The 22503-nt window shown below is 68.7% G+C and carries 19 protein-coding genes; 6 read left to right on the top strand and 13 right to left on the bottom strand.

Going from position 1 to position 22503, the window contains the following annotated elements; genetic code table 11:
• The first annotated feature begins 45 nt into the window (after nucleotides 1-45).
• Nucleotides 46-312: a DUF4031 domain-containing protein gene (locus GZ64_RS0102195; RefSeq protein ID WP_021198518.1), complete on the top strand. Its 267-nt coding sequence runs from the start codon at nucleotides 46-48 to the stop codon at nucleotides 310-312.
• On the opposite strand, the gene GZ64_RS0102190 is transcribed toward GZ64_RS0102195, so the two are convergent.
• Entirely contained in the window at nucleotides 277-2844 is a 2568-nt protein-coding gene (locus tag GZ64_RS0102190) for an Rne/Rng family ribonuclease (protein WP_029264965.1), read from the bottom strand. The two genes, GZ64_RS0102195 and GZ64_RS0102190, sit on opposite strands and share 36 nt — an antisense overlap.
• Nucleotides 2845-3127: 283 nt before the next feature.
• Between GZ64_RS0102190 and GZ64_RS0102185 the strand changes: the two genes are divergently transcribed.
• The gene (locus GZ64_RS0102185) at nucleotides 3128-3745 is read left to right on the top strand and encodes a vitamin K epoxide reductase family protein (RefSeq protein ID WP_029260169.1); all 618 of its coding nucleotides are present in this window, start codon (nucleotides 3128-3130) and stop codon (nucleotides 3743-3745) included.
• Nucleotides 3746-3828: 83 nt separating this feature from the next.
• On the opposite strand, the gene ndk is transcribed toward GZ64_RS0102185, so the two are convergent.
• From ndk to ileS, 4 genes are read right to left on the bottom strand one after another with little or no spacing between them, the layout of a single operon-like run.
• Nucleotides 3829-4245 carry a nucleoside-diphosphate kinase gene (gene ndk / locus GZ64_RS0102180; protein ID WP_017830321.1) on the bottom strand — a complete coding sequence of 139 codons (417 nt, stop codon included), beginning with the start codon at nucleotides 4243-4245 and terminating at the stop codon, nucleotides 3829-3831.
• 1 nt (nucleotide 4246) lies between these two features.
• Complete coding sequence (locus GZ64_RS0102175; RefSeq protein ID WP_208323550.1) at nucleotides 4247-4687, bottom strand: DUF4233 domain-containing protein; 441 nt, start codon at nucleotides 4685-4687, stop codon at nucleotides 4247-4249.
• Nucleotides 4684-6036 (bottom strand): bifunctional folylpolyglutamate synthase/dihydrofolate synthase, encoded by a 1353-nt coding sequence (locus GZ64_RS0102170; protein ID WP_029260167.1) that lies wholly within the window; start codon nucleotides 6034-6036, stop codon nucleotides 4684-4686. The genes GZ64_RS0102175 and GZ64_RS0102170 overlap by 4 nt, the downstream gene beginning before the upstream one ends.
• The gene (gene ileS / locus GZ64_RS0102165) at nucleotides 6033-9422 is read right to left on the bottom strand and encodes an isoleucine--tRNA ligase (protein ID WP_029260166.1); all 3390 of its coding nucleotides are present in this window, start codon (nucleotides 9420-9422) and stop codon (nucleotides 6033-6035) included. The genes GZ64_RS0102170 and ileS overlap by 4 nt, the downstream gene beginning before the upstream one ends.
• Nucleotides 9423-9734: 312 nt before the next feature.
• Between ileS and GZ64_RS0102160 the strand changes: the two genes are divergently transcribed.
• Entirely contained in the window at nucleotides 9735-10385 is a 651-nt protein-coding gene (locus GZ64_RS0102160; RefSeq protein ID WP_029260165.1) for a pentapeptide repeat-containing protein, read from the top strand.
• Between the two features lie 7 nt (nucleotides 10386-10392).
• On the opposite strand, the gene GZ64_RS0102155 is transcribed toward GZ64_RS0102160, so the two are convergent.
• Genes GZ64_RS0102155 through GZ64_RS0102140 form a run of 4 tightly spaced genes read right to left on the bottom strand, consistent with a single transcriptional unit; the run spans nucleotide 10393 to nucleotide 15290 of the window.
• Complete coding sequence (locus GZ64_RS0102155; protein ID WP_029264961.1) at nucleotides 10393-11901, bottom strand: ATP-binding cassette domain-containing protein; 1509 nt, start codon at nucleotides 11899-11901, stop codon at nucleotides 10393-10395.
• Nucleotides 11898-12710: an ABC transporter permease gene (locus GZ64_RS0102150; protein WP_029264960.1), complete on the bottom strand. Its 813-nt coding sequence runs from the start codon at nucleotides 12708-12710 to the stop codon at nucleotides 11898-11900. The genes GZ64_RS0102155 and GZ64_RS0102150 overlap by 4 nt, the downstream gene beginning before the upstream one ends.
• Nucleotides 12707-13651, bottom strand: coding sequence for an ABC transporter permease (locus GZ64_RS0102145; protein ID WP_231479808.1), 945 nt, complete (start codon nucleotides 13649-13651; stop codon nucleotides 12707-12709). Before GZ64_RS0102145 ends, GZ64_RS0102150 begins: the two co-directional genes overlap by 4 nt.
• A gap of 28 nt (nucleotides 13652-13679) precedes the next feature.
• On the bottom strand, nucleotides 13680-15290 hold the full coding sequence (locus GZ64_RS0102140; RefSeq protein WP_029264959.1) for an ABC transporter substrate-binding protein: 1611 nt from the start codon (nucleotides 15288-15290) through the stop codon (nucleotides 13680-13682).
• A 169-nt stretch (nucleotides 15291-15459) separates the two neighbouring features.
• On the opposite strand from GZ64_RS0102140, the gene valS reads away from it, so the two are divergent.
• Together valS and GZ64_RS0102130 are read left to right on the top strand one after the other, a co-directional pair.
• The gene (gene valS / locus GZ64_RS0102135; RefSeq protein ID WP_029264957.1) at nucleotides 15460-18075 is read left to right on the top strand and encodes a valine--tRNA ligase; all 2616 of its coding nucleotides are present in this window, start codon (nucleotides 15460-15462) and stop codon (nucleotides 18073-18075) included.
• Entirely contained in the window at nucleotides 18075-18290 is a 216-nt protein-coding gene (locus GZ64_RS0102130; protein WP_029258189.1) for a hypothetical protein, read from the top strand. The genes valS and GZ64_RS0102130 overlap by 1 nt, the downstream gene beginning before the upstream one ends.
• Before the next feature lie 25 nt (nucleotides 18291-18315).
• On the opposite strand, the gene GZ64_RS0102125 is transcribed toward GZ64_RS0102130, so the two are convergent.
• The 4 genes from GZ64_RS0102125 to tdh form a co-directional block, all read right to left on the bottom strand.
• Complete coding sequence (locus GZ64_RS0102125; RefSeq protein WP_029258190.1) at nucleotides 18316-18534, bottom strand: hypothetical protein; 219 nt, start codon at nucleotides 18532-18534, stop codon at nucleotides 18316-18318.
• Nucleotides 18531-19154 carry an ArsR/SmtB family transcription factor gene (locus tag GZ64_RS0102120; protein ID WP_029264956.1) on the bottom strand — a complete coding sequence of 208 codons (624 nt, stop codon included), beginning with the start codon at nucleotides 19152-19154 and terminating at the stop codon, nucleotides 18531-18533. Before GZ64_RS0102120 ends, GZ64_RS0102125 begins: the two co-directional genes overlap by 4 nt.
• Before the next feature lie 121 nt (nucleotides 19155-19275).
• Entirely contained in the window at nucleotides 19276-20454 is a 1179-nt protein-coding gene (locus GZ64_RS0102115; protein WP_021201500.1) for a glycine C-acetyltransferase, read from the bottom strand.
• Nucleotides 20454-21497: an L-threonine 3-dehydrogenase gene (gene tdh / locus GZ64_RS0102110; RefSeq protein WP_029258193.1), complete on the bottom strand. Its 1044-nt coding sequence runs from the start codon at nucleotides 21495-21497 to the stop codon at nucleotides 20454-20456. Before tdh ends, GZ64_RS0102115 begins: the two co-directional genes overlap by 1 nt.
• 82 nt (nucleotides 21498-21579) lie before the next feature.
• Between tdh and GZ64_RS0102105 the strand changes: the two genes are divergently transcribed.
• Nucleotides 21580-22497 (top strand): LysR family transcriptional regulator, encoded by a 918-nt coding sequence (locus GZ64_RS0102105; RefSeq protein WP_029258194.1) that lies wholly within the window; start codon nucleotides 21580-21582, stop codon nucleotides 22495-22497.
• The last annotated feature ends 6 nt before the right edge of the window (nucleotides 22498-22503 follow it).

The raw sequence follows: 22503 nt of genomic DNA, 5'->3' as shown, positions 1-22503 counted from the left end.
TCCCGCTCCCGCCCTGCCCTGTCGAGGCGGTCGTAGGCTGACCGGGTGACCGTACTCGTCGACGAACCCCTCTGGCCCGCCCACGGACGCCTGTGGGCGCACCTGGTCAGCGATGAGAGCCTCGACGAGCTGCACGTGTTCGCGCGCGCGAACGACGTCCCCGCACGCGCGTTCGACCTCGACCACTACGACGTGCCGGAGGAGATCATCCCCCGGCTCGTCGCCGCCGGCGCCCACCACGTGCAGGGCAAGGAACTGGTGCGCCGGCTGATCGCCTCAGGACTCCGAATCCGCAGCCGCGACCGGCGCTGACGGCTCGTTGTTCACCGAGACGGGAGTGCCGGTGAGCGCAGCAGTGCTCACCCGACGGCGTCCTCGCCCCTGACCGGGAGCTTTCGGCTCCGGAAGAGCGTCGAGGACCGAGTCGAGGAGCTGCTCGGCGGGAGACTTCGGCCCCTTGCGGTCGCCGCGCTTCTTGCGGGCCTTCTTCGGACGTTCGGCGGCCGCGGGCGCCTCAGCCGCGACATCGGCCGACTCGACTGCGGGCGCGCCATCCGCCGCCGGGGCGATGGTGGAGGCGGCGATCTGCGCGAGGGCCGATTTCGCGCCCTCGGTGATGCTGTGGGTGACCGGAGGAGCGGAGGGAGCACTCTGGCTCTGTCCGTTCCCGTTGCCGCCGTTGCCGCGCTGGCGACGACCGCTCTGCCCGTTGCCGCCGTTGCTGCCGCCGCCGTTGCTGCTGGAACGGTGCTTCACCACGGGGTCGTGGTGCACGATGACACCGCGACCGGCGCAGACCTCGCATGCCTCGCTGAAGGTCTCGAGCAGGCCGAGACCGAGCTTCTTGCGCGTCATCTGCACCAGACCGAGCGAGGTGACCTCTGCCACCTGGTGCTTGGTGCGGTCGCGGCTCAGGCACTCGATCAGTCGACGCAGCACGAGGTCGCGGTTCGACTCGAGCACCATGTCGATGAAGTCGACGACGATGATGCCGCCGATGTCGCGCAGACGCAGCTGGCGGACGATCTCCTCCGCCGCCTCGAGGTTGTTCTTGGTGACGGTCTCCTCGAGGTTTCCGCCGGAGCCGACGAACTTGCCGGTGTTGACGTCGACGACCGTCATGGCCTCGGTGCGGTCGATCACGAGCGAGCCGCCGGAGGGCAGCCATACCTTGCGGTCGAGAGCCTTCTCGATCTGCTCCGTGATACGGAATGCATCGAACGGATCGGTCTCGTCCTCGTAGGCCTCGACGCGCTCGAGGAGGTCGGGGGCGACGCTCTCGAGGTAGGCCCGGATGGTCTGCTGCGCGTCCTCGCCCTGGATGAGCATCTTCGTGAAGTCCTCGTTGAAGACATCGCGGACGATCTTGACGAGAAGGTCGGGTTCGGCGTGCAGGAGCGCGGGCGCCTGCTGGTTCTCGACCTGCTTCTGGATGTGCTCCCACTGCGAGGTGAGCCGCTGCACGTCGCGCGTGAGCTGGTCCTCGGTCGCACCCTCTGCCGCGGTGCGGACGATCACGCCGGAGGACTCCGGCAGCACCTCTTTGAGGATGCGCTTGAGGCGCGCCCGCTCGTTGTCGGGGAGCTTGCGGCTGATGCCGTTCATCGACCCGCCCGGCACGTAGACCAGGTAGCGGCCGGGAAGCGAGATCTGGCTCGTGAGACGGGCACCCTTGTGGCCGACGGGGTCCTTCGTGACCTGCACGAGAACACGGTCGCCGGGCTTGAGCGCCAGCTCGATGCGACGCGGCTGGTTGCCGGTCTCGACGCCGTCCCAGTCGACCTCACCGGAGTAGAGCACGGCGTTGCGCCCGCGCCCGATGTCGACGAACGCGGCCTCCATGCTGGGGAGGACGTTCTGCACGCGCCCCAGGTAGACGTTTCCGATGAGCGACGCGTCCTGGTTGCGGGCGACGTAGTGCTCGACGAGCACGCCGTCCTCGAGGACGCCGATCTGAGTGCGGCCGTTCTTGGAACGGACGACCATCTTGCGGTCGACGGACTCACGGCGTGCGAGGAACTCGGCCTCGGTGACGACAGGGCGACGGCGGCCGGCGTCACGACCGTCGCGGCGACGCTGCTTCTTCGCCTCGAGACGGGTCGAACCCTTGATCGCCTTCGGCTCGGTGATGTACTCGACGACGCGCTGACGCTGACGCGGCTCTTCGCGCTGGTCGTCACCCTCGGAACCGCCCCGGCGACGACGACCGCGGCCTCGGCCGGCTGCATCGTCCTGCGGCTGGTCGCGCTCGGCGATGCGGTCGAAGATGCGCTCGCGACCCGGACGTGCGGGCAGCGGCACGATCTCCGGCGCATAGAAGTGCAGTTGCGTGGAGACCTGGGAGACGAACACCTCAGGGAGCAGACCGAGCGACACGGCGGTCACCGGTGCCGGAGCCTCGGGAGCAGAAGGAGCCTCTTCGACCGCGGGGGCATCGTCCGCAGCGGGAGCTTCGTCCGCGACGGGAGCTTCGTCCGCGACGGGGGCTTCGTCCGTAGCCGGCTCTTCGTCAGCGGCCTCGTTCTCCGCCTCCGATTTCGCCTCGGCGACGGCCTCTGCGATCGACTCGGCCGCAGCAGCGGCGTCGTCGGCAGCCGCAGCAGCGTCATCCGCCGCCGCGTACCCGGCCGCGACGTCATCGGCGGCCGCGTCCTCGGCCACCTCTGCAGCCTCAGCCACTTCAGCAGCCTCGGCGGCTTCTGCAGCAGTGGACGGCTCTTCGCCCTCGCCCGAAGACCCCGCGCGGTCGTCCGCGCCGGGAGCCGTGGGCTCCGTCAGCTCTCCCGCGGCGTCAGCCGGGAAGTCGAGGGTAGGGGCGTTGTTGTCATTGTTCTCATCGGCCATCTCTGGCTTACTCCCTGCACGGGACACTCGGTGTTCCGTGAAATCTCATGCGGTACCCGCAGGTGCCGCGAACTCACTCGGTCTGCGACCGGCTCATAGCTCTGATCGCGTGGGGCATTGGACCCCGAAGTCTGCTCGACGCGTGTCGCGGCAACGCCGTTCATCGCATCACAGGCCATTATCGCACCAAGTGGCTCCGTTCGCGGCATCCCGTCATCCGGGCCGGACATTTCTCCGGCCTGTTCTCGCCGCATCCATAGCAGTCGCTGGGATAATCCCCAGTATGAGCGAGCAGCGCACCCGCCCCGTCATCTACGCCGTCTGGCTGATCATCGCGAGTGTGGTGGGCTGGTTCGCCGCCTTCCAGCTCACTGTCGAGAAGTTCGTCCTGGCGGCCAACCCTGACGCCGTCCTCAGCTGCAACGTGAGCGTGATGATCCAGTGCGGGAAGAACCTCGAATCCTGGCAGGGCGAGGTCTTCGGCTTCCCCAACCCGATTCTCGGTATCGCCGGCTGGATGGCGCCGCTGTTCGTCGGCGTCGCCCTGCTCGCGGGATCCCGCTTCCCGCGGTGGTTCTGGCTGACCTTCGGTGCCGGGGTCACCTTCGCCTTCGGCCTCGTGTGCTGGCTGATCTGGCAGAGCATCTACGCCCCCAACCTCGGCGTTCTCTGCCCCTGGTGCATGCTCACCTGGTCGGTCACCATCCCCACATTCTTCGCGACGATGCTGCACCTCACCCGCAACGGCACCTTCACCAGCAACGAGAAGACGAAGGCCCGCGCCGAGAGGCTGATGGCCTGGGTCCCGCTCGCGACGATCCTCGCGTACGCCGTCGTCATCCTGCTCGCTCAGCTGCGTGGCCTCGATCTCCTCGGCGAGGTCATCGGCATGATCTTCTGATCCTCCGCTCCGCCGACGGCGGAGACGAGGAAAGCCCGCCCGCCGAGACTCGGCGTGCGGGCTTTTCGCGTGCGGACGGGTTCTCAGTCGAACCAGATGCCGAGCTCGCGCGCGGCCGACTCGGGGCTGTCCGAGCCGTGCACGAGGTTCTGCTGCACCTTGAGGCCCCAGTCGCGACCGAAGTCGCCACGGATCGTGCCGGGCGCAGCGGTCGTCGGGTCGGTGGTGCCGGCGAGCGAGCGGAAGCCCTCGATCACGCGGTTGCCCGCGAGACGGATGGCGACCGAGGGGCCGGAGAGCATGAACTCGAGCAGCGGCTCGTAGAACGGCTTGCCCTCGTGCTCGGCGTAGTGCTCGGCCAGCAGGTCGCGGTCGGGCTCCACCAGACGGATATCGACGAGGGCGTAGCCCTTCGCCTCGATGCGGGCGAGGATCGCGCCGGTGAGGCCGCGAGCGACGCCATCGGGCTTGACGAGGACGAGGGTTTCTTCGGTGGCCATGTCATTCACTCTCTGTGTCTGAGATCTGCGTGGTCTGAGTCTCGGTCGTGGGTCCGGCCGGGCGTCGTGCGTCCAATCGGGCCCCTCCGATGGTCGCATACGCCCACATGCCGCCGAAAATCAGGACGACGAGCAGGATGGAGGGAACGAAGAACGCCGATAGGGCGACGAGTGCCTGCACGACCCACCCGGCGGTGATCGCCCAGGGCTTCGTGATCATCCCGGCGATCGCGATGCAGGCGAGCGCGACCACCGCCCCGGCGACGATCGCCCACCACTGCTCGATACCGTCGGGAAGCTGCCGCAGCCCGAAGATCGTCAGGCCCACGAGGAAGACCACGATGGCCTCGAAACCCAGCACGACAGGTGCGAGCTTCTGCACGAGCGTGCGCGGCGGGCGCGGCCGGCGGGTACGGCGAGCCGGTGTCGCGTCGGCGCTCATGCGCGCCACCCCGCCTTCCAGTCCTCGTCCTGCGCCAGGGCGATCGCCTCTCCGGCGAGCACCACGGAGCCCGCGATGATGACCGCGCGTCGATCGGAGGATGCGGCCCACTCGCGCGCGGCGTCGGCGGCGTCGGCCAGCGAGTGGTGCACGGTCGCCCGCTGTCCGGCCTGCTCGACGAGGTCGGCGATCGCATCCGCATCGCTCGCGCGATCCGAATCCGGAGCGGTGGCGAACACGTGCGCCGCTCCCGGTGCCAGTTCGGCGACGATGCCGGCGGCGTCCTTGTCGGCGAGCACACCGAGCACCAGGCCCCATTCGTCGAAGTCGAAGCTGTCGTCCAGAGCCTGCGCGAGTGCCTTGGCGCCGTGCGGGTTGTGAGCCGCGTCGACGATCACGGTCGGGGCGATGCCGAGCAACTGCAGCCGGCCCGGTGACGTGCTCTCCTGCAGACCCGCCGTCACGATGTCCGCGGCGATGCGCTGGGTGGCACCGCCGATCAGCGACTCGACGGCGGCCACTGCGAGAGCGGCGTTGTGCCCCTGGTGAGCGCCGTACAGCGGCAGGTACTCCTCGGTGTACTCCCCCGCCAGGCCACGGATCGTGAGCAACTGGCCGCCGACGGCGAGCTTCTGCTCGGTGAGACCGAACTCCTCGCCCTCGAACGCGATGGTCGCGTTGCGCTCCGCCGCCACGCGACGCAGCACCTCGGCCGCCTCCGCGGGCTGCTGGGCGGACACCACGGCCGCGCCCTCCTTGATGATGCCGGCCTTGACCTCGGCGATCTCGGCGATCGTGCTGCCGAGACGGTCGGCGTGGTCGATGTCGATCGGCGCGAACACCGCGACGTCGCCGTCGGCGGTGTTCGTGGAGTCCCACTCCCCGCCCATGCCCACCTCGAGCACGAGCACGTCGATCGGCGCATCGGCCACGGCGACGAACGCCAGCACGGTCAGCAGTTCGAAGAACGTCAACGGAGCATCACCCGCGGCGTCGAGCTCGGCATCGACGATGTCGACGAACGGCTCGATCTCGTCCCACGCATCCGCGACGGCCTCATCGGCGATGGGCTCGCCGTCGATCATGATCCGCTCGGTGAAGCGCTCCAGATGTGGGCTCGTGAACAGTCCCGTGCGCAGATCGTGCGCCCGCAGGAGGCTCTCGATCATCCGCGCGGTCGACGTCTTGCCGTTCGTACCCGTGATGTGCACGACGCGGTACGTGCGCTGCGGGTCATCGAGGAACGCGAGGATGCGGGCGGTGCGCTCCTTGCGCGGCTGCACCCAGCGCTCTCCGGCGCGGCTCAGCAGGGCCTCGTAGACGGCATCCGCCCTGTCCTTGTCACTCATGCTCCCGCTCCCATCCTGGTGACGGCGATCGTGAAGTCGCCGGCATTGGCATATGTCCCGGCGGGGATGACCGCGGAGAACTCGGGCGTCACTCCCGCAGCCGCGGCCAGGACCGCTCCGTGTCCGAAGATCGAGTCTCCCTGCGCGTCGATCACGTAGTACTCCTCGGCGAGAGTCTCTGCCGCGATGCCGGCCAGGTCGAACGCCGACACGACAGCCTGGGTGTCCACGTCGTCCTGGAACCGGAGGACCAGCTGGATGCGGTCGCTGACGTCGAAGTCGGCGTTCTTGCGCGTCTCCTGCACGGCGCGGATGACATCGCGCGCGAGTCCCTCGGCCTCGAGCTCCGGGGTCGTCCTGGTGTCGAGCAGCACGAAGCCACCCGTCGGGACGATGGCCAGGGCCTCCCCCTCCGGGCGGCCGGTCGTCTCGAGCACGAGCTCGTACTCCGACGGCTCGAGGACGATGCCACCTGCCGTCACGACACCGGAGACCTCACTCCAGTCACCGGAGCGCGCCGCCTGGATCGCCTTCTGCACCTCCTTGCCGAGGCGCGGACCCGCCGCACGGGCGTTGACGCTCAAGCGGTGCGCGATGCCGTACTCCGCCGCCGTGTCATCGGCGAGTGTGACGAGCTCCACCGACTTCACGTTGAGCTCCTCACGGAGGATGTCCTCGAACTGTCCGAGCGACGCCGCGAGCGGTGAGACCACCGTGAAGCGGGCGAGGGGCAGGCGCACGCGCAGCTTCTCCTTCTTGCGCAGCGCGTTGCCGACGCTCGACAGCTCGCGCACCGCGTCCATCGCGTCACGGATCTCGTCCGCTGCCGGGAACTGCGTGTCGTCCGGCCAGTCGGTCAGGTGCACGCTGCGACCGCCGGTCAGGCCCTGCCACACGCGCTCGCTGACGAGCGGCACGAGAGGCGCCGCCACACGGGTGAGCGTCTCGAGCACGGTGTAGAGGGTGTCGAAGGCCTCGCGGCTCTTCGGGTCTTCCGTCACGCCCGTCCAGAAGCGGTCGCGCGAGCGACGGATGTACCAGTTCGTCAGCACCTCGGCGAAGTCGCGCAGCCGCGCGGACGCGGTGGTGGAGTCGAGCCCCTCGAGATCGGCGCGCACCTCCCGGACCAGGTCACCCAGACGCGCCAGGATGTAGCGGTCGAGCACGTCGGTGGAATCCGTGCGCCATTCGGCCTGGTAGCCCTCGGCACCCGAGGCGTTGGCGTACGTGGCGAAGAAGTACCACGAGTTCCACAGCGGCAGCAGGAACTCGCGGACCCCCGAGCGGATGCCCTCTTCCGTGACCGCGAGGTTCCCACCGCGCAGCACCGAGCTCGACATCAGGAACCAGCGCATCGCGTCGGAGCCGTCGCGGTCGAGCACCTCGGACACGTCCGGGTAGTTGCGCAGCGACTTCGACATCTTGTAGCCGTCGCTGCCCAGCACGATGCCGTGGCAGCTGACGCCGGTGAAGGCCGGACGATCGAACAACGCGGTCGACAGCACGTGCATGACGTAGAACCAGCCGCGGGTCTGGCCGATGTACTCGACGATGAAGTCCGCCGGCGCGTGCGAGTCGAACCACTCCTGGTTCTCGAACGGGTAGTGCACCTGCGCGTAGGGCATCGAGCCCGAGTCGAACCACACGTCGAAGACGTCCTCGATGCGGCGCATCGTGCTCTTCCCCGTGGGGTCGTCCGGATTCGGACGCGTGAGGTCGTCGATGTACGGCCGGTGCAGGTCGACCTCGCCCTCGGGGTTGCGCGGCAGCGTGCCGAAGTCGCGCTCCAGATCCTCCAGCGACCCGTACGCGTCCACGCGCGGGTACGCGGGGTCGTCGCTCTTCCAGATCGGGATGGGCGAGCCCCAGTAGCGGTTGCGGCTGATCGACCAGTCGCGCGCGCCCTCGAGCCACTTGCCGAACTGTCCGTGCTTGACGTTCTCCGGCACCCACGTGATCTGCTCGTTGTTCGCGAGCATGTCGTCCTTGATGTCCGTGACGCGGATGAACCAGCTCGACACGGCCTTGTAGATCAGGGGGTTGCGGCAGCGCCAGCAGTGCGGGTACGAGTGCTCGTAGCTCTGCAGGCGGATCAGCCGACCGTTCTCGCGGACCAGGCGCACGAGCGGCGTGTTCGCGTCCATCCAGAGCTGACCCGCGACGTCGGTGACGTTCGGGAGGAACTTGCCGCCGTCGTCGAGCGACAGGATCGTCGGGATTCCGGCAGCACCGGCAACCCGCTGGTCGTCCTCACCGTAGGCCGGAGCCTGGTGGACGATGCCGGTGCCGTCGCTGACCGTGACGTAGTCGTCGACCAGGATGCGCCAGGCGTTCTCGGTGCCGTACGTCTCGGTGTCGGCGTAGTAGTCGAACAGCCGGTCGTAGGTGACGTCCTGCAGCTCGGCACCGCGCACGGTCGCATCGACGGCGGCCAGCGCGTCATCGGCACTCTCGTAGCCGAGGTCCTTGGCATAGCCTCCGATGAGCTGCTTTGCGAGCAGGTATCGGTGGGCCGACGCCTCGACGGCGGCGTCCGTCGTCCCCGCGGCCTGATGCACGTCCGCCGCACCGTGGGGTCCGGCCGGCAGCACCACGTACTCGATGTCGGGACCGACGGCGAGCGCGAGGTTGGTCGGCAGGGTCCAGGGCGTGGTGGTCCATGCGAGGGCGCGCACACCGGTGAGGCCGAGCGCCTCGGCCTTGGCGCCTGTGAGCGGGAAGGTCACTGTCACGGAGGGGTCCTGGCGCATCTGGTAGACGTCGTCGTCCATGCGCAGCTCGTGCGCCGAGAGCGGGGTCTCGTCGCGCCAGCAGTACGGGAGGACGCGGTATCCCTCGTAAGCGAGGCCCTTGTCGTACAGGGTCTTGAACGCCCACAGCACGCTCTCCATGTAGCCCAGGTCGAGCGTCTTGTAACCGCGGTCGAAGTCGACCCAGCGCGCCTGACGGGTGACGTAGTCCTGCCACTCGTGCGTGTAGGCGAGCACCGAGCTCTTCGCCTTCGCGTTGAAGACGTCGATGCCCATCTCCTCGATCTCGGCCTTCTCGGTGATGCCGAGCTGCTTCATCGCCTCGAGCTCTGCGGGCAGGCCGTGCGTGTCCCAGCCGAAGACACGGTCGACCTTATGACCCGTCATGGTCTGGAAGCGCGGGAACACGTCTTTCGCGTATCCGGTGAGCAGGTGGCCGTAGTGCGGCAGGCCGTTCGCGAAGGGAGGGCCGTCGTAGAACACCCACTCGGGCGCGCCCTCACGCTGCGCGATCGAGGCGCGGAAGGTGTCGTCCGTCTTCCAGAACGCGAGCACCTCCTCCTCGATCTGCGGGAAGCGGGGGCTGGGCGCGACGGAGTCGGCGGCGGGGCCGAAGGAGGAACGGGGGTAGGTCATCGTGTCTCGCAGTGGTCGTCGTGGCGGATGCTCCTGCGAGGACGACCCTCACGGACCGCGGTACCACCTCGCGTGCCGCGCCTTGCGACGCGACCACTCTCACTGCGGCTGTGACGGGCCTGCCCCGCTCGGTTCTACTGAGCACCGCCCGAGGGCCGCGCCGTTCTTCCGAGAGCTCCCCGGTGATGGCCGGATCGATGCTCTTCCCCCCAGTGTACGCGTGCGCATCCCCTCAGGACGCCGCTCTCCTCTCCGGCGCCCGGCGCCCCGCTCTCGGTGCGCGATGTCGTCGGCGCGCCCTACGCTCGGACCATGGCCCGCACCCCCGAGTCCCCCGCTCCTCCCCGCATCACCGACCCCGACCTCCCGCCCGTGCTCGAGCCCGCTGTTCCCCGACGCAGCGCCGACCTGATCGCCGCCCGGCTCGACCTGAGCGGCACCGTCGATCTCGCCTACTCGACGCTCGAGCAGTGCGTGGTGAGCGCTGACGCCGACACGGTCGATCTCACCGGAGCGACGGTCGTCGACGTCGACATGCCGGGTGTGCGCATCGCCTCGCTCCGCATGCGCGATGCCGGCGTGCGGCGGGTGCGGATCAGCGGTGGCCGTATCGGCACGCTCGACCTGAGCGAGTCGCGCATCTCGGAGCTCGAGCTGCGCGACGTGCGCATCGACTACCTGAACCTCGGTGCGGCGAAGGTCACCGATCTCGGGATCTCCGGCTGCGCCATCCGCACGATCGACATGCCGCAGGCCGAGCTGACGCGCGCGAGATTCACCGCCACGTCGACCGACGAGGTCGATTCGCGGGGTATGCGGGCGAAGGACCTCGACCTGCGTGGCCTCGACACTGTCGCCTTCCTCGATGCCAACAGCCTCCGCGGAGCGACTCTCACGTCATTCCAGGTGCAGCAGCTCGCGCCGGTCATCGCGGCGGGCATCGGCATCCAGATCAAGGACTGACGTCTGATCAGAGCTCGGCAGGGCCGCTCGCGGCGAGCAGCTCACGGGTGAACGCATGCTGCGGCGCCCCGAACACCTCTGCAGTGGTGCCCTGCTCGACGATCCGTCCGTCCTGCATCACGAGCACCTCGTCGGCGACCGCTCCGACCACATCGAGGTCGTGGGAGACGAGGATCATCGTCAACTGCCGCTCCTGCTGCACCCGCGCGAGCAGCCGCAGCACCCGCTCCCGCACCGAGGGGTCGAGGGCCGAGACAGGTTCGTCGAGGACCAACACCTCCGGGTCGGCGGCGAGCGCGCGGGCGATGGCCGCCCGCTGCCGCTGTCCGCCGGAGAGCGCGCTCGGACGCCGGTCGGCGAGCTCCGGGGCGAGGTCGACCTCGGCGAGGAGTCGGGCGACGCCCGCAGCCCGCTGAGCGCGAGGCACCCCGCCCGCTTCCAGCCCCTCTCGCAACGAACGGCCGATCGTCCATCGCGGGTCGAACGCTCCGAGCGGATTCTGGTGCACGAGCTGCACCCGGCGCTGCGATGTCCACCGCAGCGTACCGGCGTCCGGAGCGTCGACTCCGACGATCATGCGCGCCAGCGTCGTCTTACCGGACCCCGACTCCCCGACGATGCCGAGCGTCCGTCCGTCTTTCAGGGCGAAGGAGGCATCGACGACCGCAGGCACGGCATCGAAGCTCCGTGAGACCTCGTCGGCGATCAGCAGCGTCGAGGAATCCGCGGGGGCCGTAGCGCGTGGTTCATGGATCGTCGCCGCGATGAGCTGCTTCGTGTACTCATGCCGGGGGTTCTCGAGAACCTCGGTCACCGGACCGGACTCCACGACGACCCCACCCCTCATCACCAGGACGCGATCGGCGATCCGTCGGACGGCCGCGAAGTCGTGGCTGATGAACACGAGTGCCGTTCCCGCCTCGACGATCTCGCGCAGCAGACCGAGGACCCGTGCCTGCACGGTCGCGTCGAGAGCAGTCGTCGGCTCGTCCGCCACCAGCACGGCGGGATCCGCGGCGAGCGCGGAGGCGATGAGTGCTCGCTGTCGGAGTCCACCGGAGAGCTCGTGCGGGTGCTGTCGGGAGCGGCGTTCGGGGTCGGGCATCCATACCCGTGCCAGGAGCTCCCGCACCCGCTCCGCCCTCGCCGCCCGTCCCCGGACGATCTGGTGCAAGAGCAGCGGCTCGGCGATCTCTGCCCCGATCCGTCGCAGGGGATCGAGCGAGACCAGGGCGTCCTGGGAGACGAGCGCGATCCCGGCCCCGCGCAGCTCGCGCCACGCGCGCTCGGACAGCCCGGCCGCATCCGTCCCGTCCACGACCAGCCGGTCCAGCGAGACGTCGGCGTCCGTGGGAGTCAGTCCCAGCAGCGCACGAGCCGTGAGCGACTTGCCGGCGCCGGACTCCCCCACGATCGCGATGCACTCGCCGCGGTCGACGGCGAAGGACACGTCATCGACGACCGGGTTCCCGTCGAATGCGATCCGCAGCCCGCGCACTTCCAGGGCGACGCTCATGCGATCCTCCCGTCTCCGCGAGCGCGCAGGATGCGCCCCACGACGGTCGCCGCCACCACGGTGAGCGTGATCGCGATGCCGGGGAACAGCGAGATCCACCAGGCCTGCCCGAGGACGTTGCGCCCACCGGCGAGCATCAGTCCCCACTCGGGAGTCGGCTCCGACGGGCCGAGCCCCAGGAAGCTGAGCCCGGCCGCTGCCAGGATGCTGGAGCCGATACCGATGGTGGCGAGCACGCTCAGCGCGCCGAGGACTCCCGGAACCACGTGCCGGGTGAATGCGCGCATCCGTGGCACCCCGAGGATGCGCGCCGCCTCGACGTGCTCGGCGACGCGGAGAGTCTGCGTCTGCACTCGGGCCAGCCGGACGTAGACGGGCACGGCGGCCAGCGTCACCGCGATCGCGATGTTCACCGGTCCCGGGCCCAGCACGGCGACGACGACGAGCGCGACGAGAAACTCGGGGAACGCCATCAACACGTCGTTCACCCGCATCACCGTGGTGTCGACGCCCCTCGGCGCGACCCCGGCGAGCGCGCCGATGACGAGTCCGCCGACGAGCGCCACCCCGGTGGCGAGGAGCCCGATGCCCAGCGAGCGCGCCGCACCGTAGACGACCCGCGAGTACACGTCGCGTCCGCTCTGGTCGGTGCCGAACAGATGCTCGGTACTCGGCGGAAGCAGGGCGGCGCGTACATCCGTCTGCAGCGGATCGTGTGTGGCGAGGACACCGGGCCAGAGCGCCGCGAACGCGATCACCGCGAGGACCAGGATCGCGACCCACAGCAGCATCCGCTGCGCGCGCCTCATCGGACACCTCCCGATCGCGAAGCCCTGATGCGCGGGTCGATCAGCGGATGGACGAGTTCGACGACGAGGTTCACCGCCACGAAGACCAGGGCGCTCAAGAGGATGATCCCCGTGATCACCGGAAGGTCGCGGTCGCTGATCGCGGCGAGTGTGACCCGGCCGAGGCCAGGACGGGCGAACACCGTCTCCACGAGCACCGCCCCACCGAGGACGGATCCGGTCAGGTAGGCGGCGAGCGTGACAGCAGAGGCGGCGCCGTGGCGCAGCCCATGCCGCAGCGTGAACCACGAAGGACTGGCCCCACGAGCCCGCACCGTCTCGGCGAAGGGCATCCGCTCCGCCTGGATCAGCCCGTCGCGCAGCACTTGGCTGAGCAGCGCCGCCACCGGAAGCGCGAGCGTGATCGCCGGCAGCACGATCGTGGCGGGGTTGCGAGCACCCGACACCGGGAACCAGCCCAGACCGAACGCGAAGACGCTCAGCAGGACGAGCCCGATCCAGAAGACCGGGGAGGAGAGCACCACCAGTTCGACCGCCGCCGCGACCGTCCGACCCGCCTTGCCGCGAACGAGCACCGCCACGGACAGCGCGAGCACCAGGGCGATCACGAGCGCGAGCACCGAAAGCTGGACCGTCGCACCGAGTTGACGCCCGATCACCTCGGTCACGGGCATCCGCAGCTGGTACGACTCTCCCAGGTCTCCCCGAGCGAGCTGACCGATGAAACCGAGGTACTGCTCGAACGGCGGGCGATCGAGCCCGAGATCGGCTCTGATTCCTTCTTTGACCGCCTCGCTCACCTGCGCCTGGGGCCCCAGCATCACCGATACCGGATCCCCCGGGATCACCCGGAAGGCGAGGAAGGCGACGGTCGCCGCGCCCCAGAGGACGATCACGACGGACGCGGCGAGGCCGGCGATACGGACGAGAGCAGCCCTCACCACCCCTGCCCTCCGCTCAGCCGGCGGCTCAGCCGACGGTCACATCGTAGAACAGCGGTCGACCGTACAGGTCGTACTGCAGCCCCTCGACGCGATCGCCGACGGCGGTGATCGCCGACGGGCTGTAGAGCGGCACGATCGCCGTATACGTCGCGTTCCACTGCTGCAGCTGGGTGTAGAGCTCGTTGCGCTCGTCCTGGTCGCTGGTCGCGACGGCCTTCTCCAGCAATGCGTCGATCTCGGGATCGCTCACCTGCGACGCGTTCTGGAACCCGTCGGTGTGCAGGTGGCTGCGCAGCAGATCGGGGTCGACGCCGGAGAAGCCCCAGTCCGTCAGATCGAACGTCTTGGGCTCGTACTGCTCGTTGTAGGCCCCGGGTTCGAGCACCTCGCGCTGGACCTCGAACCCGATCTCCTTGAGGTCGGACTGGATCGCGTTCGCGAGAGCGGCGCGGTCATCCGGAACGGGAGTCCAGGCGATCCATCGCGCCGAGAGCCGCTTGCCGTCCTTCATACGGATGCCGTCGGTGTCGCGTGCGGTCCATCCCGCCTCGTCGAGGAGCGCGTTCGCGGCGTCCTGGTCGAACGGCCAGCTGCCCTCGAGCGACGCGTCGTAGCCCGGGGTCGTCGAGCCGAGGATGCTCCATGCGCGCGGGAACTGGCCGAAGTAGATCTCCTCCACCGCCGCGTCGATGTCGACGCCGCGCGCGAAGGCCTGACGCACCTTCTCGTCCGCGAACACCCCGTACTTCTCGTTCAGGTACAGCGAGTACGGCAGACCCGGGTACTCGATCGAATCGACCGTGATGCCGTCGCCGAGATCCTTCGCGAGGTTCGGCGGGATGTTGCTGGCCAGGTCGGCCTCCCCGCTCGTCACCACGCCCGTGCGGACCGAGGCTTCCGGCTGGATCTCCACGCGCAGCGTCTCGAACTTCGGGGCCTTCGCATCATGCGGACCCCACGCATAGTCGTCGTTGCGGGTGTACACGATCTCCTGGTCCGGCGTGTACTCGGTGAGCTCGAACGGACCGGTACCGACGGTGACGTCGGGTCCCCCCGCCTTGAGCTTGTCCGCGGACTTCGCGAGGACGGTCGGCGAGTAGAAGCCGAGCTGCGGCGTGCTCGCCGCCTGCAGGAACGGTGCGTACGGCTGCGTGAAGGTCACCGTGACCGTGTAGTCGTCGACGACTTCGGTGCCCTCATAGAAGTCGGCGCCGAGCATGCTGGCCGCCTGCGCGGATGCCGTCTCCGGATCGACGATGCGGTCGAAGTTCGCCTTGACCGCGGCGGCGTCGAACTTCTCGCCGTCGGTGAAGGTCACGTCGTCACGGAGCACGAACGTGTACTCCGTGCTGTCCGGCGAGACCTCCCAGCTCTTCGCGAGCCACGGGCTGAACGTTCCATCCGCCTCCTGGAACACCAGCGAGTCGAGCACCGCCCGCTGCACCATGCCGGAGACGTCGAGCTGGCTCACCTGCGGGTCCATGTGCCCGGCCGAGAGGTTCGCGCCCTCGATGGACCACACGAGCTCTCCGCCCTCGCCGTCCGAGCCGGGAGCCGCGCATGCGCTGAGCACCAGCGCTGTGGCAGCGGCGAGCGCCGCGAAGGGCAGGAGACGACGCACAGGTCTTGCGGGCATGACGGTTCCTCTGGACGAACGGGTCGGGACATCCCATCCTACGGCCGATTGTTGGACGGGGTCGATCTGCGACGGGCTGCCGATGCCCCGATGCTCGGTAGACTGTTCGACACAACCCACACTCAGGCACGCTCACACAGTGCCGCATACATCGCTCGAGGAGACCTTCATGCCTGCTTCCGAATCGTCGCAGAACCAGATTCCCGACAAGCCCGCACTCGAAGGCCTCGAAGCGAAGTGGGACGCCGCCTGGGCCGAGCAGGGCACGTACCTGTTCGACCGCCTTCGCGCGGCGCAGTCCGGCCGCGAGGGCGTGTACTCGATCGACACCCCGCCTCCGACGGCATCGGGCAGCCTGCACATCGGACACGTGTTCTCCTACACGCACACCGATGTGAAGGCTCGGTTCGAGCGCATGCGCGGAAAGACCGTCTTCTACCCGATGGGTTGGGACGACAACGGCCTGCCGACCGAGCGACGGGTGCAGAACTACTACGGCGTGCGGTGCGACCCCTCGCTCCCGTACACCCCCGATTTCACTCCTCCCTTCGAGGGCGGCGACAACAAGTCGAGCCGCGCGGCCGACCAGCAGCCCATCAGCCGCCGCAACTTCATCGAGCTCTGCGAGCGCCTCACCATCGAGGACGAGAAGCAGTTCGAGGCGCTGTTCCGCCAGCTCGGACTGAGCGTGGACTGGACGCAGACCTACCGCACCATCTCCGACGACACCATCCGACAGAGCCAGCTCGCTTTCCTGCGCAACATCGAGCGCGGCGAGGCCTACCAGGCGCTGGCTCCGACCCTGTGGGACATCGACTTCCGCTCCGCCATCGCGCAGGCCGAGCTCGAGGACCGCGACCAGCAGGCGTCCTATCACACGATCGAGTTCCCGTTCGCGGACGGCTCGGGATCGATCGCGATCGACACCACCCGCCCGGAGCTGCTCCCCGCGTGCATCGCGATCGTGACGCATCCGGAGGGGCCGCACAAGCACCTCATCGGCACCAGGGTGAAGACCCCCTTCTTCGGCGCCGAGATCGAGATCCACGGCCACCACCTCGCGCAGCCCGACAAGGGCACCGGAGCGGCGATGGTCTGCACCTTCGGTGATGTGACCGACATCATCTGGTGGCGCGAGCTGCGCACCACCGAGAACGAGTCCCTGCCGAACATGACGACGATCGGTCTGGACGGGCGATTCCTGCCCGAGGCTCCGGCGTCCGTCGAGAATCCCGAGGCCGCGACCTGGTACGCCGAGGAGATCGCGGGCAAGACCGTCTTCAGTGCGCGCAAGGCCATCGTCGAGAAGCTGCAGGCGACCGGCGACATGACCGCGGTCGGCAAGCCCTTCAACCACGCCGTGAAGTTCTTCGAGAAGGGAGACCGTCCGCTCGAGATCGTCTCCACGCGCCAGTGGTACATCCGCAACGGTGCCCGCGACGGCGAACTGCGCGACAAGCTCATCGCCCACGGCGAGGAACTCTCCTGGCACCCCGAATTCATGCGCGTGCGCTACGAGAACTGGGTGGGCGGTCTCACGGGCGACTGGCTCGTGTCGCGTCAGCGCTTCTTCGGTGTGCCGATCCCGCTCTGGTACGCCCTCGACGAGAACGGCGAGCGCGATTATGACCGCGTGCTCACCCCGGATGCGGCGTCGCTCCCGATCGATCCGACCACCGACGTGCCCGCCGGGTACACCGTGGACCAGCGCGGCGTGCCGGGTGGCTTCGACGCGGAGGCCGACATCCTCGACACCTGGGCGACCTCGTCCCTCACACCGCAGCTCGCGGGCGGCTGGCAACGTGATGAGGAGCTGTGGCAGCTCACCGCTCCGTTCGACCTGCGCCCGCAGGGCCAGGACATCATCCGCACCTGGCTGTTCTCCACCATGCTGCGTTCGACGCTCGAAGACGACAGGACGCCGTGGCGCAACGCCGCGATCTCGGGCTTCATCGTCGACCCCGACCGCAAGAAGATGTCGAAGTCGAAGGGCAACGTGGTCACCCCGGCCGACGTGCTCGACGCCCACGGCTCGGACGCGGTGCGTTACTGGGCCGCATCGAGCCGCCTCGGCATGGACGCGGCATTCGACCCGCAGAACCCCACGCAGGTGAAGATCGGTCGTCGTCTGGCCATCAAGGTGCTCAACGCCGCCAAGTTCGTGCTGTCGTTCCCCGTGCCCGACGGCGCACAGGTCACGCACGCCCTCGATGCGTCGATGCTGACAGCCCTCGACGGCGTCGTGGTCGAGGCGACCAAGGCATTCGAGCGGTATGACGCCGCTCGTGCTCTGGAGCTCACCGAGGCCTTCTTCTGGACGTTCTGCGACGACTACCTCGAGCTCGTGAAGGAACGCGCCTACAACCAGGCCGATGTGGGGCAGGCATCCGCGGCGCTCTCGCTGCGTCTGGCCCTGTCGACGCTGCTGCGCCTGCTGGCTCCCGTGCTGTCCTTCGCGGCAGAGGAGTCGTGGTCCTGGTTCGAGGAGGGGTCCGTGCACACCGCCGCGTGGCCGACGCCTCTCGGTATCGACGGTGACCCGGCCGTGCTCGCCGCGGCCAGCGAGGCGCTGATCGGCATCCGTCGCGCGAAGACCGAGGCGAAGGCCTCGCAGAAGACTCCGGTCTCACGTGCGGCGATCGCCGCCCCCGCAGCGAAGCTCGATGCCCTCCGTGCCGCAGCCGATGACCTCCGCGCCGTCGGCCGCATCGCCGAGCTCGAGTTCACCGAGGCCGAGGCGTTCGCGGTCACCGCGATCGAGCTCGCCCCGGTCGAGGCCTCCTGATGCAGCTGGGCACGCGCTGGGCGGCCGGGTCCGAGGCTCCGGCCTCCGTCCCGGCATCCCTCCGGCCGGCGATCGCCGAGGTCGAGTCCCGGGGCCTCACGGGCCACTGGACGCTCACGTGGCTGGAGGGTCGTGCGATCGCGGAGCTCGACGCGGGCTGGGAGGTCTTCCAGACCGCGACCGGCGAGATCGTCGCCCGTCCCTTCCAGGACTGAGTCCCGGCCGGGACCGCGCTGCGCCTCAGCGCCGCGTCAGGCCGAGCTGTGCGAGTGCGTGATCGACTGCGCGCGGATCCTGCCTGCGGGTGTGCTGCTCGCGCAGCAGGTCGAGGGCGATCTCACGTCGCTCGGCACGTCGGGAGATGCGGTGCTCGACGTACGCGGTGAGATGGTCGGCGAGTCGCAGCAGCCCGCGTTCGGTCTGCGTCGGAGCCACCAGGTGAAGCGTCGCGCTGGTCATGATTCCTCCAGGATGTCGTCGCCGGATCCGTGCGTCGCGTGCTGCGGCGTCGGCAGGTCGAAGAGTTCGGTGCGGAGCGAGACGCGTCGCACATCGGGTCCGGTCTGGCCCCGGTAGCGCTCGATGGCCCTCTCGACGATGGTCTCGAGCTCCTCGCGGAGCGACATGGCCTGCTCCGGCGTCATATCGAGGTGCGTGGTGATGGTGATCCCCACATCGCGCCACGCCTCCGGGACCTCGGACTGGGGTCGGTTGAGGTACGACATCAGGGTCTCGTGCCGCAGACGGAAGAACTCCGACGTCACGATCTGGGCAGCCGCCCGATTCGACGGCGAAGACATCTCGTCAGGACCGGGCACGTCGATGCGCCCCTTGGGCCGTTCCCACCACCGCTCGCGCGCCGTGCCCCGCCCCTCGACTTCGCGGATGAGATCGTGAGCAGCCAACGCGCGGAGGTGATAGCTGGTCGACCCCGACGTCTCCCCTACGAGTGCAGCGAGCGAACTGGCGGTCTGCGGACCGCGCGCGGCGAGGATGTCGAAGATCTTCACCCGGAGCGGGTGCGCCAGCGCCTTCAGGGCGCTGGCATCGAGAGTCCTGACCTGCGTCTCGTTCGTCATGCATGCAAAGATACCCTTGCAAAGATTTCTTTGCAAGGGTTTCTTTGCAACTAGCCCCGGTTCTGTCGCAGGGTCAGGTGCAGGGCCCGTCGCAGGGTCAGTTGCAGGGTCAGTTGCAGGGTCAGTCGACGACAGCGCGTGCGGCGACGAAGGCCTCCACGCAGCGCTCGACCTGCTCGGGTGTGTGAGCCGCCGACAGCTGCACGCGGATCCGCGCCAGCCCGCGCGGCACGACGGGGAAGCTGAATGCGGTCACGTACACGCCGCGCTCCTGCATCTCCCTGGCGATCCTCGCCGTCTTCGCCGCATCGCCGAACATGACGGGCACGATGGGGTGCTCCCCGGGGAGCAGGTCGAATCCCTCGGCGGTCATGCGCTCGCGGAACAGGGAGGCATTGCGGCGCAGGCGCGCACGAAGGTCGGCGGACCCCTCGACAAGGTCGAGGGCGGTCAGGGTTCCGGCCACGATCGCGGGAGCGAGTGTGTTCGAGAACAGATAGGGACGAGAGCGCTGACGCAGCAGGGCCACGATCTCGGCGTGCGAGGCGACGTACCCGCCCGATGCACCGCCCAGCGCCTTGCCGAACGTCCCGGTGTAGATGTCGACGCGATCGGCGACCCCGCACAGCTCCGGCGTCCCCCGACCGTTCTCCCCCACGAAGCCGACGGCATGCGAGTCGTCGACGAAGACCAGTGCGTCGTAGCGCTCGGCCAAGTCGCAGATCTCGGCGAGCGGCGCGATGTACCCGTCCATCGAGAACACGCCGTCCGTCACGATCACCCGGAATCGGGCCTTCTCCGCCGCCTTCAGCTGCTCTTCGAGATCGCTCATGTCGCGGTTTCGATAGCGAAGCCTCTGCGCCTTCGAGAGCCGGATCCCGTCGATGATCGACGCATGGTTCAGCTCGTCCGAGATGATGGCGTCCTCGGCGGAGAAGAGCGTCTCGAACACGCCGCCATTCGCGTCGAAGCATGACGAGTACAGGATGGCTTCGTCCGTGCCGAGGAAGTCGGCGAGCCGACGCTCCAGCTCGAGGTGCTGCTCCTGGGTGCCGCAGATGAAGCGCACGCTCGCAAGTCCATAGCCCCATTCCTGCAGTGCCGTCGTCGCCGCGTCGAGGATGCGCGGGTCATCGGCGAGCCCGAGGTAGTTGTTGGCGCAGAAGTTCAGCACCTCTGCGCCATCGGCGGTGATCTCCGCGTTCTGGGGGCCGCGGATGCCGCGCTCATGCTTGGTGAGCCCGGCCTCCTCGATGCCCGCCAGCTCATCCGACACATGCTTCTGAAAAGTCCCGTACATCACAGCTCCGTCCAATCGAGGATGATCTTGCCTGTTCCCGCAGACTCGGCCGCGGCGAATCCGCGTTCCCAGTCGCGAACGGGGACGAGCTCCGCGATCACGCGGCCGATGGCGTCCCGCAGGGTCGCGCTGGTCTGCAGCATCGCCCCCATCGCGTTCCACGTCTCGAACATCTCGCGCCCGTAGATGCCCTTGATCGTGAGCATGTGGGTGACGAGCTTGCCCCAGTCGATGCCGAATCCCGCGCTCGGCAGACCCAGCATCGCGATGCGACCGCCGTGGTTCATGTTGTCGATCATGGCGGGGAGGGCCGACGGCGCACCGCTCATCTCGAATCCGATGTCGAAGCCCTCCCGCATGCCGAGCGCCTGTTGCGCTTCGCGGATGTCGCGGACCGAGACGTCGACGACCTCGTCGGCGCCCATCCGGCGGGCCATCTCCAGACGCGGCGCGCTGACGTCCGTCGCCGTGATGAACCGTGCTCCCGCATGCCGGGCGACGGCGATCGCCATCAGCCCGATGGGTCCGCAGCCGGTGACGAGCACGTCCTCTCCGACGAGTGGGTAGGTGAGCGCTGTGTGCACGGCATTGCCCAGGGGATCGAAGATGGCCCCCAGCTCGGGGGTCACTTCCGAGTGATGGACCCAGACGTTCGCCGCGGGCAGCACGAGGTACTCCGCGAAGGCGCCGTCGCGCTGCAGACCGAGACCGATCGTGCGGATGCACATCTGGCGGCGACCCGCTCGACAGTTGCGACAGGTGCCGCAGACGATGTGTCCTTCGCCGGAGACCCGATCGCCGACGGCGATGTCGCGCACGCCAGGGCCGACCTCCACGACCTCCCCGTAGAACTCGTGACCGGGGATCAGCGGTGCGGCGATCGCGGACGCCGCCCATTCGTCCCAGCGGAGGATGTGCAGATCGGTGCCGCAGATCCCCGTGCGCAGCACGCGGATGACGACGTCGTCAGTTCCGGCGGTCGGGTCGGGGCGCTCGACGAGCTCGAGTCCCGCACCGGCTGCGGCTTTGAACAGTGCCTTCATGATCTCGATCACACCGCACCTGACGTTGTAGAACAATCGGCATCGTCTGCACCGTCGATGTAGCGAGAGCTACACTGTGGTCGTGGAACTCCATCAACTGCAGATCCTGAGGGAGCTCGGCGCCCTCGGCAGCGTGACCGCCGTGGCCGACGCGCTCAGAGTCACTCCGTCTGCGGTGTCCCAGCAACTCGCAGCCCTGCAGAGGGGTGTTCCGACACCGCTGACACGCCGGATCGGCCGGACCCTCGCCCTCACGCCCGCCGGTGAAGTGCTGGCGACGGCCGGCGCCGAGGCGATCGACGCGATGGCCGCAGCACGGCATGCCCTCGACGAGTTCGAGGGAGCCGCGACGGGAGTCGTGAGCATCAGCGGATTCCACAGCGTCGGGCAGGCCCTGTTCGGCGCGCTGGTGCGGGTACTGGCGTCCGCAGAGGATGCGCCGACGGTCCAGCTCACCGACGAGGATGTCGCGCAGAGCGAGTTCCCCGCGCTCACCGCCCGCTACGATCTCGTGCTCGCGCACCGCATGGAGCACTCCGACCCCTGGCCCACGCAAGGCGTGCGCAGTCTCACCCTCATACGTGAGCCCCTCGATGTCGCCGTCTCGATCTCCCACCCTCTCGCCGGCCGCGCCAGCCTCACTCCGGCCGACGTCGCAGGACAGAGATGGGTCACCAGTCGCATCGGCTACTCCCCCGACGATGTCCTTCGTGCGGTGTCGGCCGTAGCCCACCACCCTGTCGACATCCAGCACCGCATCAACGACTACGGCGCGGTGTCGGCGGTCGTGGCGGCAGGTGGGGTGATCGGGATGCTGCCGCGCTTCACCTCACGGAGCGTCGATGATCGCGAGATCGTGCGGATCCCGCTCGAGGGGGTGAGCACGCACCGGATGATCGATCTGCTCGCCCGCCCGGAGACCCTGCGTCGTCGATCGGTCCGCGTGGTGGTGGAAGCGCTGCGCGGAGTGATGACGCGCCTGAGCGAGGACGGTTCCTGAGCCTGG

Origin of the sequence: Microbacterium sp. Cr-K32 (assembly GCF_000708345.1) — a bacterium.
In the GTDB taxonomy this organism is placed as follows: domain Bacteria; phylum Actinomycetota; class Actinomycetes; order Actinomycetales; family Microbacteriaceae; genus Microbacterium; species Microbacterium maritypicum_A.
This window is presented reverse-complemented; position numbering and strand designations above follow the sequence as displayed.

Coding starts and splice junctions, on each gene's coding strand:
- GZ64_RS0102190 (WP_029264965.1), bottom strand. CDS start 2,844: ATGGCCGATGAGAACAATGACAACAACGCCCCTACCCTCGACTTCCCG.
- GZ64_RS0102185 (WP_029260169.1), top strand. CDS start 3,128: ATGAGCGAGCAGCGCACCCGCCCCGTCATCTACGCCGTCTGGCTGATC.
- ndk (WP_017830321.1), bottom strand. CDS start 4,245: ATGGCCACCGAAGAAACCCTCGTCCTCGTCAAGCCCGATGGCGTCGCT.
- GZ64_RS0102175 (WP_208323550.1), bottom strand. CDS start 4,687: ATGAGCGCCGACGCGACACCGGCTCGCCGTACCCGCCGGCCGCGCCCG.
- GZ64_RS0102170 (WP_029260167.1), bottom strand. CDS start 6,036: ATGAGTGACAAGGACAGGGCGGATGCCGTCTACGAGGCCCTGCTGAGC.
- ileS (WP_029260166.1), bottom strand. CDS start 9,422: ATGACCTACCCCCGTTCCTCCTTCGGCCCCGCCGCCGACTCCGTCGCG.
- GZ64_RS0102160 (WP_029260165.1), top strand. CDS start 9,735: ATGGCCCGCACCCCCGAGTCCCCCGCTCCTCCCCGCATCACCGACCCC.
- GZ64_RS0102155 (WP_029264961.1), bottom strand. CDS start 11,901: ATGAGCGTCGCCCTGGAAGTGCGCGGGCTGCGGATCGCATTCGACGGG.
- GZ64_RS0102150 (WP_029264960.1), bottom strand. CDS start 12,710: ATGAGGCGCGCGCAGCGGATGCTGCTGTGGGTCGCGATCCTGGTCCTC.
- GZ64_RS0102140 (WP_029264959.1), bottom strand. CDS start 15,290: ATGCCCGCAAGACCTGTGCGTCGTCTCCTGCCCTTCGCGGCGCTCGCC.
- valS (WP_029264957.1), top strand. CDS start 15,460: ATGCCTGCTTCCGAATCGTCGCAGAACCAGATTCCCGACAAGCCCGCA.
- GZ64_RS0102130 (WP_029258189.1), top strand. CDS start 18,075: ATGCAGCTGGGCACGCGCTGGGCGGCCGGGTCCGAGGCTCCGGCCTCC.
- GZ64_RS0102125 (WP_029258190.1), bottom strand. CDS start 18,534: ATGACCAGCGCGACGCTTCACCTGGTGGCTCCGACGCAGACCGAACGC.
- GZ64_RS0102120 (WP_029264956.1), bottom strand. CDS start 19,154: ATGACGAACGAGACGCAGGTCAGGACTCTCGATGCCAGCGCCCTGAAG.
- GZ64_RS0102115 (WP_021201500.1), bottom strand. CDS start 20,454: ATGTACGGGACTTTTCAGAAGCATGTGTCGGATGAGCTGGCGGGCATC.
- tdh (WP_029258193.1), bottom strand. CDS start 21,497: ATGAAGGCACTGTTCAAAGCCGCAGCCGGTGCGGGACTCGAGCTCGTC.